Consider the following 13,581-nt stretch of genomic DNA (forward strand, 5'->3'; position numbering starts at 1 on the left):
CGGGCTGGACAGCACCCCGCGCGGCGCTCAGCGACCGCCCGCGGCCAGCTCGGCCAGCATCCCCTCGCAGCTGCGAACGACGACCTCCGCGCCCCGGCGCTGGGCCAGCGGGAGCAGAGGATCCTCGGCCCGGTCCCGCCACCGCCACTGGGCGTCGGCGGCGACCTCCCAGAGCCGCTGCACGGTCGCCTCGTGCTCGACACCGAGCCGCGCGGCCAGACCGACCCCGTCCCCGCCCACCAGGCGCTGCGCCTCGGCCGCCAGCTCCGCGTCGAAACCGAGGCGGGCGTTGCGCAGCGCCACCAGCAGGCGCAGTTCCCGGAACTCGTGCGCGCCCGCCAGGATCTGCTCGATGGCGGCGACCAGCTCGTCGGCCCCACGCACCGGCTCGGCCCGCACCAGGGCCTCCACCGCGGCCAGTGCCGAGCGCGCCTTGAGGGTGTCGCGACGATCGACGAAACAGCGGGTCATCGACTCCCGCAGCTCGGTGAGCCCACTGCGCCGGATCAGCTCGGCCGACAACGTCACCCGGGTGTCGAACCCGCCGCGCACCAGGGTCGTCGCGAGCCGGATCCCGAAGAGCCCGAACCGATCCAGCAGACCGGCGCGCACCTCGGAGTCCAGGTGCACCGGAAGCTCGCCACGAACGAAGCGGTCGGCGGAGAGCAGGTGGGCCTCCAACTCGGCGCGGGACGCCCCGGCGAGCGTCGCGAGCGCGGCGAAGTCGGACTCGCTCAGCATCCGGCCCGCGAGGCCGACCGCGCCGCTGCACGCCACCACGTTCACGGCCAGCGCGCCCACCCGGGGATCCCGGTGGTGCCGTCGGGCCAGCTGACGGGCGGTGAGCAGCCCGTCGATCCGGCCGCCGCCCACCTCGTCCGCCCGGGACAACACCATGATCACGTTCACCGGGGCGGCCTGCCCGACGACACTGTCCCGAGCGGACTCCAACACCCGCAGGTCACTGTCGCGACCGTCGCGGGTCAGGAACAGCACCCCGTCCGAGTCCCCCAGGACGCGGTCCAGCACGGTCGCGTGGCCCTGCTCGTCGACCCCCGCGAGCGCCGGGGTGTCGATCAGCGTCACCTGCCGCAACGCCCGCGTCGGCCACCGCACCACGATGTCGCGCACCTCCCCGACCCGCCAGCCGAGATCCACCCGCATCCCGGTCGCCGACTTGACCACCGTCAACTCCTGGGGAGGCTGGCCCACCGGGTAGGCGGTGGCGTGCGGCGAAGGACCATCCTCGTACCAGGTGAAGACGCCGTCCGCGCCCTCGACCGGCGCGACCTCCTCCCCCATCAACGCGTTCAGCACCGTCGACTTGCCGGCACGCCAGGGGCCGGCCACCGCGATCCGCAGCGGCTGTTCCAACCGCGCCACCTGGTGCCGCAACCGCCCGACGGCCCGCGCGTCGTGCTGGTAGACGTCCATGGCCTGGCGCAGCAGCCCCCACGCCGCCTCGTCCAACCGCACCCCGACCGTCATGCCCGGGGCTCCAGCAGCACCGGGGTGGAGCGGGCGCCGGTCAGCTGCTGGGACTGCTCGTAGAGCGCGGCCAGGCGGGTCATCTTCAGCCGGATCTCCCGCTGCCGCTGCTCGCGCAGGGCGACATCGGTGTCGGCCTCCTGCTTGGCGCTGCGAAACGACTGCACGATGGCCTCCTGCAACTCCTCGGTCAGCCCCGTGAAGTGATCGCGCAGCATCCGCTGCACCTGGCGGGTGGCGTCCCGGCAGTCCCGGACCATCCGGACGAAGAACTCGTCGACATGCCGCTGGATGGCCGTCTTGACGGTCGCCTGCCGGCGGCGCAGCAACTGCTTGCCCTCGTCCCGGATGCTCTTGCCGCCGAAGAGCGCGCCGATGCCGACCGAGACCGGGTTGATCATCGGCATTCCGGCCAGGGTCGTCGCGAGGCCGAACATCAGCATGCCGCCGTACGAGCCCTTCATGCCGGTGAACAACTTCTGGCCGGTGGTGAACCGGTCGATCCTCGGTCGCTCCAGGTCCGGCAGCCGGTCGCCGAGATCCGCCGGCATCGTCATCGACCAGGGCGGCAGCACGTCGTAGCCGTACCGGTTGAAGTTGGCGGCCACCCGACGGGCGATCCAGTCGCAGCGCTGGATCAGCCACTCGTGGTTGGCTTCCGCGGCCTCGACGAGGCTGCGCTCCAGCCACTCGGCGAAGGTGTCCCAGGCGACGAGGGGGTCCGCCGTGTCGAACGCCTCGTCCACGGCACGCAGGATCTGGCGGGTGCGGTCGCGCAGGTCGTACTCGATGTCGGAGAGCAGGTCGGCCATCTCGTCGGCGAGAGTGTTCTGCCAACGGGTGGAGCAGCGGCGCAGCTCGTCGACCTCCCGCTGGGCGGCGTGCAGCCGGGAGATCGGCCCGGACTGCTCCTCGGCCTCCTGCGTCGCCAGCTCGGCGCGCAGCGGCGCGGCCAGTTGCTCCACCACCGTCCGGGCCACCGCCTGCACCGACGCCCGCGCCAGGTGGTCGGCCTTGCCGGTCAGGTCCCGCTGCAGGCGGGCGATCAGCGCCGGAAAGCCGGACTCGGCGTTGAGGTCGCGGTCCTCGGTCGCCGCCGCGCACAGCCGCAGGGTCGCCGACACCGGAATCAGCGGCGCCGCGACACCGGCGTCGGCGAGGTGCTGCCGGTTGCGCTCGGCCACCGCACGCCAGTCCGCCACGAGATCGGTCTTGCTCTGCACCACCACCACGTTCGGCTGCGAGCGCGTCACGTGCAGCAGCATGTCCAGCTCGGCGACCGAGAGTTCCCGGGTCGAGTCCGAGACCAGCAGCACGGCGTCGGCGCGGGTGGAGGCGGCGACCTCCGCGGCCCCACCGAGCGCCGCCGGCTGGTCGGTCCCCGGAGTGTCCACCAGCACCAGTCCGGCGGCGAGCAACGCGCGGGGCAACCCGATCTCGACGTACGCCGGACCGCCGCCCGGCCGCCGCCCGACCGTGCCGGACACCCCGGTCGCGACCTGGTCGAGCGCCAGGGGGGTCCGCTCGACGAGCGTCGCGGCCGGGGTGCTCGCGCCGCCGGCGGGTCGACCCGACACCGGCGGCGCCTGGACGACGGCCGCGGAGGCAGCCTCGGCGTGCTGCACCACGGTCGGCAGGACGGTGGTACGACCGTCACCGACCGGGCACGCCGGCGCGTTGATGATCGCGTTGATGAGCTGACTCTTGCCCTGGTTCGGCTCGCCGACGACCAGGACGCGCAGCTTCGGGTCCAGCAGTTGGGCACGCTTGTTTCGGACCGTCTGGAGCAGGTCGCCGCGACCGTGTGTGTTGCACGTCCGGGCGATCTCGTCCAGTACGTCCAACCAGATCCCCGCCATCACCGCACCAAGTGTGCGGATTTCGGCTCAATTATCAAGAGGAACCGGAAGGGAAACCGGAGAGAGCCGGGCCGCCCGAGGCGACCCGGCCTCCCGCTTCCGACGGGAATTCCCGTCAGAGCAGACCGCCGGTGATGCCCAGCAACCCGTGGTCCGACGAGGCGGGCCCCCCGCCGTGCAGGTCGCCGGTCACACGGTCGGTGACCCCGCCGGTCACGTCACCGACCGTGCCGGTGACACCGGGGAGGAGACTGTCCACGTGGTGCGTGACGCCGCCCACCACGGACGGGACGTCCACCGGCGGCACCACACCGCCGACGGCACCGTGCCCAAGGCCCAGGCCATTCAGGGTGTTGTGGACGCCGAGGGAGCCGACGATGCCGTCGACCTGACCGTGCGCGTCGGAGAGGACACCGCCGGTCAGGCCGCCGCCGAGCAGATTCGGGTCGGCGGCGCCGAGCAGGCCGGTCGGGTCGCCGACCGCGCCGGTCACGTCACCGAGCACCGGGTCGGCGATGCCGTCGACCGGCTGCACCACGTCCGCGTCGAGGGTGTGCGCCACGTCGGTCACGCCGGTCAGGTCGGTGTCGAGGCCGCTCGGGCCGATGCCCAGGCCGATACCCGGAAGCACGGTCACCCCGGCGGCGACGGTCGTCGGGTCCACGGCGATGGCACCGAGCACACCGGCCTTGACGTCCACGCCGGCGGGCGAGCTGGTGACGCTGATCTGCTGCGCCACGCTCTGCAACTGGCCGACCACACCGGTGGCGTCGGTCACCAGCGGGTCGAACCCGAGCTGCCCGACGGCCGGAACCAGCGGCGCGAGGCCCTGCCCCGGCGCGTAGTCGACCACGAGCGGCACCACGTCCTGCACGTCGGCGGCGGTGATGTCACTGAGCCCCGCGGCGTGCAGCGCGCCTTCCGGGTCCAGGTCGAAGGCCGACCGCGCGTCGGGGTTGGTCAGCAGGTCGAGCACGAAGTCGTGGAGGGTCTGTTGCGAGTCCATGTGCCGGTTCTCCTCGGATTGGCGTCGGCGACCGTCGTTCGTCGACAGTGACGCTATTGCGGGGGCCGGTCCCGGACATCGGGGCTCGGCCCGCATCCGATCCCGCCGCGTTAGGGCCTTGATCGGCTCCACCGTTAGGGGGACTGGGGGAAACCGTCTCGGACAGATTAGGGTCCCGACCAGGGAGCGATCTCTGGTACGAACGTAGGAGCCCGCGGGTTTCGCCGGGGGTGGGTCGCCGGGCAGCGCCGGCGCCATCGCACCAGCCGGCCAACTCGCGGAAAGAGAAGAGACGGATGCCGTACGTCCTGGGGATCGACATCGGAAGCACCAACACCGCCGCCGCCGTCGCACGGCGCGACGGCCGGACCTGGACGCGCCCGGAGGCTGTTCCGCTCAACGCCGGCTCCCCCCTCGTACCGTCGGTGCTGCACCTGGCCGAGGACGGCGCCCTGCACATCGGCGGGCCCGCCACCGACGACGGCAGCCGCACCACCAGGGACTTCGTCCGCCGCATCGGCGACGACGTGCCCCTGCTGCTCGGCGGCGAGCCGTGCGCGCCGCAGACGCTCACCGCGGAACTGGTGGCGTGGGTGGTGGAGCAGGTGCACGCCGCGGAGGGCGGCCCGGCCGAGGCGGTCGTGCTCAGCCACCCGGCGGCCTGGCGGCCGTACCGGCGGGAGCTGCTGCACCGGGCGCTCACCGACCTCGGGCTGCGCGCCGTCACGCTGCTGCCCCGCACGGTCACGGTCGCCGAGAGCCACGCGGTCCCCGGGTTCGACGGCAGCACGGCCGCCGTCTACGCGTTGGGCGGCGCCAGTTTCGAGGCGGCCCTGGTGCGGCGCACCCCGCGCGGCACCTACGAGAGCTTCGGCACCCCGCAGGGTCTCGACCCGATCGGCGGCGCCGACTTCGACGAGCTGCTGTCCAGCCACGTACGCACCGTGCTGTCGCGGGAGCTGGCCGCCACCGGCCGTCGGGACCACCAGGCCGCCCTGCGCGGGCTGCCGGCCGAGTGCGACCGGGTCAAGCGAGCGCTGACCGTCGAGCTGGCCGCCGACGTGGTGTTGAGCCTGCCGACCGGCCCGGCGCGGATACCGGTGACCCGCGCGCAGTTCGAGGCCATGATCCGCCCGACCGTGCAGGCCACCGTGGACCTCCTGCTGCGCACCGTGCAGGGCGCCGGCCTGACGCCGATGCAGCTCGACGGCGTCCTGCTGGCCGGCGGCTCGGCCCGCATCCCGCTGGTCACCGAGCTGATCACGGCGGCGCTTCCGGTTCCGGTCGAGGTGCAGCCGGACGCGCAGCTCACTGCCGCCACCGGGGCGGCGAGCGCGGCCTGCCAGGTGGTGTCACCCCGCCCCCGGCACCCCACTCCGGTCCGCGATCCGGCACCGGTCGCCAGCGCCGACCGGGCCACCATGCCGGCCCTGCGCCGGCCCCGGGACCACGCCACCGATCCGGGCGAGCCGCCACCCCGCCCTCCGGTCCGGATCCTCCCCCTCGACCTGCCGAAGGCGTCCCGCCTGGCACTGACGCTCAGCCGGGGACGCGAAGGATGACCACAATGATCATGAATGACGTCGTCGAGTCCCGACTGGTGCTCGGCAGAGCACCCAAGGCTCTGCTGGACCGGGTCGCCGACGATCCGACCGGCCCGTTCCTGGTCGGCCTGACCGGCCCCGCCGGCCACGGCAAGACCACGCTGCTCGCCGAACTGACGCGCATCGGGCAACGGGCCGAAGTCACCGTACGGACGGGCGTGCCGGAGCCGGGCGATCCCGTCGACCCGGCCGAGCTGCTGCTGCTGGTCGACGACGCGCACCTGCTCGACGACGAGCGGATCGGCGTACTGCTGGGCCTGGTCGCCACCCGTCGGCACCGACTGGTCGTCGCCCACCGGCCCTGGCCCCGGTCGGCGTCCCTCTCCGAGCTGACCGACGCGCTGCGCCGCGAAGGCCAGGCCGTGCTGCTCGGCCCGTACGGACGGGAGCAGACCGCGGCCCACCTCGCCGCCGCGGCACCCGAGCTGGCCCACCGCGGCGACCTGGTCGACCACGTGCACACGCAGACCGGTGGTGTCCCCCGCGACGTCGAGCGGCTGACCCGTGGCCTGCGCGCGGTCCCGGGCCTGATCAGCGCCCCGGCCGAACCGCCTCGGTCCGTCGTCCTCGAATTCGCCCCGGAGCTGGAGATCCAGCCCACCGCCGTACGACGGTTGCTGCTCGCGGTCGCTGCCGGCGTACCGCTGCCGGTGACCATGCTCGGCCCGCTGCTCGACCAGGAGCCGGAGGCGGTCGACGAGCTGATCGCCACGACCCGGGCCGCCGGGCTGATCGGCGCCGACGGCCGGCTCACGCCGATCGTCCGGCGGGCCGTCACCACACTCAGCCCGGCCACCGAACGCAGCGCGGTCTGGCGTCGCCTCACCGAGTTGCAGCTCGCCCGGGGCGGCCCGGTGCTGCCGCTGGTGCGCTCGCTGCTCGCGGTGGGCGTGCTCGGCGACTGCCCGGCCCCGACGCTGGCCGCTGCGGCGCAGGAGGCGCTGGCCGACGAGCCGGCCTTCGCCGCCGACCTGTTCGCCGCCGCCACCGCGGCCGGGCACCCGACGAGCGCCCGGCAGGCTCTCGCCGCCGCGCTCGCCGGCAACCTCGACGACGCGCTGCGCCTGGCGGACCGGCTGCTGGCCGCGACCGATCCGACGGACCGCGCCGAGGCGGCCGTGGTGGCCGCCACCGCTCTGGCGCACCGCGGCCACACCGGCCGCAGCGTCGAGCTGTACCGGTGGTCGGGCACCGCTTCGTCGCTGGCGTACGCTGCCGTCGGCGGGCTCGCCACCGGCGACCTGACCGCGGCCGGGCCGCCGGTGAACGAGTCGGCCGGCGAACCGCCCACACTGCACGCCAGCGCCGCCCGGCTGATGGCCCAGGGCGTACGCGAGAGCGTCACCGGCACGCCGAGCGCCGCGCTCTCCGCGCTCGTACAGGCCGCCGCGCTGCTGGAGCCGGACGGCCGGGCGGCGCTCCTGCCGGACAGTCCCGCGGCGCTGGCCGCCCTGACCGCCGTGCACTCCGGCGAGCTGGACATCGCCGAGCAGGTGCTGCACCGGGCGCAGGCCGCCGGAGTCGGCGGTCCGCTGATGGCCCGCCGACACCGGCTGTTGCAGGCCTGGATCCTGATGGTCCGGGGTCAGACGCTCGCCGCCGCCGAACGCCTCGCCACGGTGACCGCCGACGAACGGCCGTTGGAGTCCCGTGACCTGCTCTTCGCCGCCGCGCTGCGGATGGGCATCGGCCGGCGCACCAGCGACCTCGGGGCGCTCAAGCGGGGGTGGGGCCAGTCCCTGGAGGCGGTGGTCCGCCATCCCGTCGACCTGTTCACGCTGCTGCCGCTGGGTGAGCTGGCCATCGCGGGCGCACGGTTGGGCGACGCGGCCCGGTTGGCGCCGTACCTGCGGGAGGGTCGCGCGCTGCTCGACCGGCTCGGCGCCCCGGCACTGTGGAGCGTCCCGCTGCACTGGAGCGGGTTGCACGCGGCGATCCTGAGCGGCGAGCCGACGGCCGCCGACGACCACGTCACCGCCCTGCTGGCCGCCGCCGACCACAGCCGCTACGCCGCCGTGGTCGCCGCGGCCGCCGAGAGCTGGGTCGAGGTGCTGCGGGGCGTGGTCGACCCGGTGCGGGTGGAGGCCGCAGCCCGTGGCCTGCACGACAGCGGACTGTGCTGGGACGGCGCGCGCCTCGCCGGGCAGGCCGCGATCCGCACCTCCGACCGGCGGGCGATGACCAGCCTGCTGGAATGCGCCCGCGTGCTCCAGGGCCGGCCGACCGCCGCCACCGGCGGGCCGCGACCGACCGCCGGCGAGAGTGCCACCCCGGCGGCCGGCGCCATCGCCGCCCCCACCCAGCAGGGGCTCAGCGACCGGGAGTACGAGGTGGCCGAGCTGGTGCTGGCGGGGCTGACCTACCGGGAGATCGGTGATCGGCTCTTCATCTCGGCGAAGACCGTGGAGCACCACGTGGCCCGCATGCGCAACCGGCTGAACTGCGCGAACCGTGCCGAACTGCTGGCCCTGCTGCGGACCGTCGTCGCCGACCGGGCCAGCGACGCCGCCGGGCAGCCCTGGCCGCAGCGGTCGGCGCGATGAGCCGGACGCGCCACGGGTCACCGCGAACCGAGCGGAGCGCGACGTGACGCACACCCACTATCGGCGACTGCGGGTCCGGTTCGTCGCCGCGGCGGCGGTGCTGCTCACGCTCTGGTCGTACGCGGCCTACCTGACCGGTCAGGACGCGGTCGACCTGCTGCGGGTACGGACCTTGGCCGACACCCTGGGCCAGCCCATCGACCGACTGATCCTCAGCCTGCAGACCGAACGCCGGGTGACCGCCGAGTCGCTGGCCGGGTCGGCGCCGGCGCGGACCGCGCTGGCCGGGGCCCGCGAGGTGACCGACCGGGCGGCGGCGGACGTCCGGGCGTTTCCGGCCGGCCGTGATCTGCGCCTGCTCAGCGCCGCAGCGGTGCGCGACCGGGCCGAGGCGCTCGTGCGGCGGTTGAACGGGCTGGGCGCCGTCCGGTCCCAGGTGGACGTCGGGTACCTGGACCGCACCGGGGCGATCGACGGGTACGACCAGCTCGTCGACGCCGCCTTCGACGTGTACGGACCGGAGTGGGGCGCGTACGAGAGCAGATTGGCGGTCGAGACCCGCGCGGTGATCGCGCTGGCCCGCGCCCGCGAGCTGCTCGCCCGGGAGGACACCCTGGTCAGCGCCGCCGTCCTGAGCGGTCGGATCAGCGCCGAGGAGCGGCGCCGGCTGGTCGAGCTGGTGACCACCCAGCGGTACGCCCGCGCCGAGGCGGCGGCCGGCCTGCCGGCCGGCGGCCGGGGCGCGCACCAACGTCTCGCGGCGGCCCCGGAGTTCGCGGGCCTGCTCGCGGTGGAGGACGCGCTGCTGCGGACGGACCGGGCCGACGCGTTGCGCGGAATCAGCGCGGCGGACTGGCGGGCCACGGCGGACGCCGCGCTCGGCGCTCTGCACGAGCTGGTGACGACCACCGCCCGCGGGAGCGTCGAACGGGCCACGCCGGGCGCCGCGGCGATCGTCGGGCGGACCGGCGCGGTGGTGGGGCTCGGGCTGATCGCCGTGCTGGCGGTGCTGCTCGGCTGGGCCGCCACCGTGCGCCGGCTGACCGACGAGCGGGCCCGCTGGGGCATTGGCCCGAGCTGGCCCGAGCCAGTGCCGGCACCACCCGCCGACGACCAGCCGCCCGCCGGCCAGACCGGCAGCGGTCAGGCCGGCGGCGGGCCGGTCGAGGACCGTCGCGCCGGGGAGCTGTTGTTGCGGGTCACCCAGCGCAACCAGGTCCTGTTGCGCGATCAGCTCGACCTGCTGGACGCGATGCAGCGGCGGGAGCGCAGCGTCGAGGAGGCCGACGAGCTGTTCCAGCTCGACCACCTCACCACCCGGATCCGCCGCAACGTCGAGAAGGTGATCATCCTCGCCGGCGCGACCCCGGCCCGCCGCTGGCGACGCCCGGTCCCCCTGCTCGACGTCACGCGCGGCGCGGTCGCCGAGGTGCCGGAATACCATCGCGTCCTGGTCGCGCCGCACTGGCCGTGGTCGCTCGCCGGGCCCGCCGTCACGGACGTCGTGCACCTGCTGGCCGAGCTGATCGAGAACGCCCTGACCTACTCGGGCACGGACACCACCGTCCGGATCGCTGGTGAGCACCGACCGCACGGCTGCGCGGTGGTGGTGGTCGACGACGGTCCCGGCCTCGACGAGACCGCGCTGAGCGAGGCCAACCACCTGCTCACGAACCCGCCGACCCACCCGCCCGCCGACGCCACGGGGTTGCACACCGTCGCCCTGCTGGCCGCCCGCTGCGGTGCCCGCGTCACGTTGCGGCCCAGTCGGCGCGGCGGGACGGCCGCGATCGTGCTCCTGCCGGCGGAACTGGTCACGGTGACCGGCGGACCTGCCGTGGCGGTCCCCGGGCCCGCGCACCGGCCGGGTCGCAGCGGGCCGGACGCGCCCGACGCGGGCAGGGCGGACGACGCGGGCAGGGCGGACGACGCGGGCAGGGCGGGCGGTGCCGGCCAGTTGCCGATGCGGATCCGCCAGTCCCGGGCCGCCGGGCCCGCATCCGGGCCGATCGGGCCCGAACCCGGCAGCGCCGGCCCCGACACCGTCGAGCTGCCGGTCATGAGAGCAACGAGGAGAGATCGATGACGCATGCAGTGGTCACCGCGGACAGCCTGACCGGCGCGCTGGACCGCCTGGTCGACCGGGTACGCGGGGCGGAGTTCGCCGTGGTGCTCTCCCCGGACGGGCTCCCGCTGGGCGGTTCCCGACGGGTGGAGGCGAAGCTGGCCGAACAGATCTCCGGCGTGGTCGCCGGCCTGCTGGCGTTGGGGCTGGCCGCCACCCGGACCTGCGACGCGGGCGGGCTGCGCCAGATCGTCGTGCAGATGTCGCGGGCGTTCCTGTTCGTCGCCACCATCGGAAACGGGACGATCCTCACCGTCCGGATCGCCGGCGACGAGACCGAGGTGGGTGACATGGCGTACGAGGTCGCGCTCTTCGTGGGGCAGGCCGAACGGCATCTGCCGATCACCCTGGGCCCCGCCTCCGCGGCGAGAAGCGGGGACTCTGGTGCGCAGCGCCGGCTCCACTGACGAGGCGTGGTACGACGACGACGCCGGCCCGGTGGCCCGTCCGTACACGATGACCGGTGGGCGCACCGCGCCCGAGCGGGGCCGCTTCGACCTGATCTCGCTGGTCGTCGCGCGGCGGTCGGCCACACCGGCCACGGCACTCTTTCCCGAACAGGCGCGAATCGTCGAGCTGTGTCACCATCCAGTGTCGGTGGCCGAGGTCAGCGCCGAGCTGGATCTGCCCCTGGGCACCGTCCGGGTCCTCCTCGGTGACCTGCTCGGAGCGGGTCTGGTCGAGACGCACGAACCACCGACGCTGTCGGAGCTGCCGTCGCAGGAGCTGCTCGAGTCGATACTTGTCGGGTTGCGCGCCCTGTGACGGGTCGGGTGCCACCGCGACCCAGGGGTTGCGGGTTGGCGTCCGGGGATGAAGTGAAGGGGAGAGGCAGTGCCGGCAACACCGCCGCAGCCACGGCGTACTGTGGCGATCATTCTGCTGGACCGGATCGTGGCCGCCGCCGCAGCCGTACGGCGGGTGGGCACCGGCCGGGGCGATGTGTCACGGGCCACCTGGATCGCCGTGCTCGCGGCGCTCGGTGTGGTGGTGGCGACGGTGGTCTCCATCATCGGCGTGGTACGCACGCCGGAGCAGTTGGCGCCGGTGACCCTCGATCCACCCCCGTCGGTGGACCAGTTGGGCAGCCCCGAGCCCGGTACGCCCCGGGGGCAGGCGCAGCCGGCGGCCAGCAGCCCGCCCACGTCCGCGTCGCCGTCGGACAGCGCGGCCCCGCCGCCCGTCGAGCCGCCGACCAGCGCGCCGGCCGCGACCCCCTCGTCGGCGTCGCCCACCCCGGCCGCTCTCGGCGCCGACTTCGCCATCGAGGAGAGGGCCCTGCTCAGCTACGGCGCCGCCGTGACGGTCAGCAATCCCGGGCCGGCTCCGGTGGCGCAGTGGACGCTGGCCATCACGCTGCCCCGGGAGTCGCTGCACGTCAGCGCGGTCCAGGGCGCGCGGGCTACACAGGACGGTGCGGTGTGGACGTTCGTGCCGGACGGGAGCGCCGGGCAGGTGCCGGGCAGCGCCTCGGTCCGTGTGACGTTCCGGGTCAACGGCGCGGCGGTCGGCGCGACGCCCACGGCGTGCACGATCGACGGGATCGCCTGCGGCGGGCTGCCGGACTGACAGCCCGCCGGCCCGCCGGTGGCGCGCGTCGCTCATGCTGAAGGGGTGATTCGCTTCGTCCTGAACGTCCTGTGGCTCGTCTTCGGTGGTGGCCTCGTGCTGGCGGTCGGCTACGGCTTCGCCGCGCTGGTCTGCTTCGTCCTGGTCATCACCATCCCGTTCGGCGTCGCCTCGTTGCGCCTCGCCGTCTACTCGATGTGGCCCTTCGGTCGCACCCTGGTGCCCAAGCCGGGCGCGGGCGTCGGCTCCGGGCTGGCGAACGTGCTGTGGGTGGTGCTGGCGGGCTGGTGGCTCGCTCTGTCCCACATCCTCGCGGGCATCGCGCTCTGCGTCACGATCATCGGAATCCCCTTCGGCATCGCCAACTTCAAACTCGTCCCGGCCGCGTTCTGGCCGCTGGGCCGGGAGGTCGTGGACGCGCCGTGACCCGCAAACCCTGACGGGCGCGGGCCACGGCCGGGGCACCGGTCAGCGACCGCAGGCCAGCGTCAGCCCGTCGGGGACCGCGCTGGTGGTCACGAGCAGGCCGAACGTCGTCGCGCCGCCCGGCGCGAGCGTCCCGTTGTAGGGGGCGTTGCGGACCGTGACGTCGGCACCGGCCGTCTCGGCGACCCCGCGCCAGACCGTCTGGATGCGCTCGTCGCCGGTCCACCGCCAGGAGACGCGCCACCCGTCCAGCGCCTGCGTCCCGGTGCTGCGCACCGTCACCGTGGCGACGAAGCCGGTGCCCCAGCGCGAGTCGATGGTGGCCGTCGCCCGGCACGCCACCAGCGGGGCGGTCCGGGCCGGCCCGATCAGGTACGGGTCCCGCCGACCCTCGGCGTCGCTGAACCGGTACCAGTACTCGGTGTCGGGCGTCAGCTGGTCGATGGTGACGGTCCCGTTGCGCTCGGGCCCGGTGACGGCCTGGGCCACCGGCGCCTGCCATTGTTGGGCGTCCTCCCGGCTGGCGAAGAGGCTGACGGTCATCGGCGGGTCGTAACCGCAGGGCGGGCGGAACAGGATCGAGTACGACAACGTCACGCTCGTGGTGGTCACCGCGGTCACCGAGACGCCGAGCGGTAGGGCCGGCGGGCAGGTCGGGGTCGGTGACGGCGACAGGGTGGGTGTGGGCGTGACGGCCGGCGCCGGCGCGGCCTCGGCGGAGCCGGTCGTGCCGGCCCAGCCGGTCAGCGCCATCGTCGTGACTGCCAGGAAGATGCGGAGCATCGGTACCTCCGGGGAGACCGTCGCCGTCGCGGTCGAGGATGGACGACCGACCGTAGGGGGCCGGACGTGCGGCGGCCGCCCGACGGCGATCGGCATGCGGCCGCTGACGAGGACTGCCCGGCGCGGGTGGGGTGGCCACCTCGCGCGTCCCCGCGTCCGAAAGAAGAACGGGCGCGCT

11 protein-coding genes are annotated in these 13,581 nt (G+C 74.5%); 7 read left to right on the plus strand and 4 right to left on the minus strand.

What is annotated here, in order from left to right; translation table 11 throughout:
- Positions 1 to 27: 27 nt before the first annotated feature.
- The 3 genes from OG505_RS12780 to OG505_RS12790 all read right to left on the minus strand — a co-directional run bounded on the left by OG505_RS12780 (position 28) and on the right by OG505_RS12790 (position 4,353).
- Positions 28 to 1,488: a GTP-binding protein gene (locus tag OG505_RS12780; RefSeq protein WP_405433407.1), complete on the minus strand. Its 1,461-nt coding sequence runs from the start codon at positions 1,486 to 1,488 to the stop codon at positions 28 to 30.
- Complete coding sequence (locus OG505_RS12785) at positions 1,485 to 3,347, minus strand: dynamin family protein (RefSeq protein ID WP_405434484.1); 1,863 nt, start codon at positions 3,345 to 3,347, stop codon at positions 1,485 to 1,487. The genes OG505_RS12780 and OG505_RS12785 overlap by 4 nt, the downstream gene beginning before the upstream one ends.
- Positions 3,348 to 3,462: 115 nt before the next feature.
- Positions 3,463 to 4,353 (minus strand): IniB N-terminal domain-containing protein, encoded by an 891-nt coding sequence (locus tag OG505_RS12790; RefSeq protein ID WP_405433409.1) that lies wholly within the window; start codon positions 4,351 to 4,353, stop codon positions 3,463 to 3,465.
- Between the two features lie 296 nt (positions 4,354 to 4,649).
- Between OG505_RS12790 and OG505_RS12795 the strand changes: the two genes are divergently transcribed.
- The 7 genes from OG505_RS12795 to OG505_RS12825 all read left to right on the plus strand — a co-directional run bounded on the left by OG505_RS12795 (position 4,650) and on the right by OG505_RS12825 (position 12,620).
- The gene (locus OG505_RS12795) at positions 4,650 to 5,915 is read left to right on the plus strand and encodes an Hsp70 family protein (RefSeq protein WP_405433410.1); all 1,266 of its coding nucleotides are present in this window, start codon (positions 4,650 to 4,652) and stop codon (positions 5,913 to 5,915) included.
- A 5-nt stretch (positions 5,916 to 5,920) separates the two neighbouring features.
- Positions 5,921 to 8,500 carry a LuxR C-terminal-related transcriptional regulator gene (locus OG505_RS12800; RefSeq protein ID WP_405433412.1) on the plus strand — a complete coding sequence of 860 codons (2,580 nt, stop codon included), beginning with the start codon at positions 5,921 to 5,923 and terminating at the stop codon, positions 8,498 to 8,500.
- A gap of 43 nt (positions 8,501 to 8,543) precedes the next feature.
- Positions 8,544 to 10,586, plus strand: coding sequence for a nitrate- and nitrite sensing domain-containing protein (locus OG505_RS12805; protein WP_405433414.1), 2,043 nt, complete (start codon positions 8,544 to 8,546; stop codon positions 10,584 to 10,586).
- A complete protein-coding gene (locus OG505_RS12810) occupies positions 10,583 to 11,032 on the plus strand; it encodes a roadblock/LC7 domain-containing protein (protein WP_405433416.1) in 450 nt (149 codons plus the stop codon). Before OG505_RS12805 ends, OG505_RS12810 begins: the two co-directional genes overlap by 4 nt.
- Positions 11,010 to 11,390, plus strand: a complete 381-nt coding sequence (locus OG505_RS12815) for a DUF742 domain-containing protein (protein WP_405433417.1) — start codon at positions 11,010 to 11,012, stop codon at positions 11,388 to 11,390. Before OG505_RS12810 ends, OG505_RS12815 begins: the two co-directional genes overlap by 23 nt.
- A 102-nt stretch (positions 11,391 to 11,492) precedes the next feature.
- Positions 11,493 to 12,194 carry a cellulose binding domain-containing protein gene (locus OG505_RS12820; protein ID WP_405433418.1) on the plus strand — a complete coding sequence of 234 codons (702 nt, stop codon included), beginning with the start codon at positions 11,493 to 11,495 and terminating at the stop codon, positions 12,192 to 12,194.
- Between the two features lie 45 nt (positions 12,195 to 12,239).
- Positions 12,240 to 12,620: a YccF domain-containing protein gene (locus tag OG505_RS12825; protein WP_405433419.1), complete on the plus strand. Its 381-nt coding sequence runs from the start codon at positions 12,240 to 12,242 to the stop codon at positions 12,618 to 12,620.
- Between the two features lie 42 nt (positions 12,621 to 12,662).
- Here OG505_RS12825 and OG505_RS12830 read toward each other — a convergent pair whose 3' ends face one another.
- Positions 12,663 to 13,403, minus strand: coding sequence for a cellulose binding domain-containing protein (locus tag OG505_RS12830; RefSeq protein WP_405433421.1), 741 nt, complete (start codon positions 13,401 to 13,403; stop codon positions 12,663 to 12,665).
- Between the last annotated feature and the right edge of the window lie 178 nt (positions 13,404 to 13,581).

This window comes from Micromonospora sp. NBC_00617 (genome assembly GCF_045161355.1).
GTDB lineage: Bacteria > Actinomycetota > Actinomycetes > Mycobacteriales > Micromonosporaceae > Micromonospora.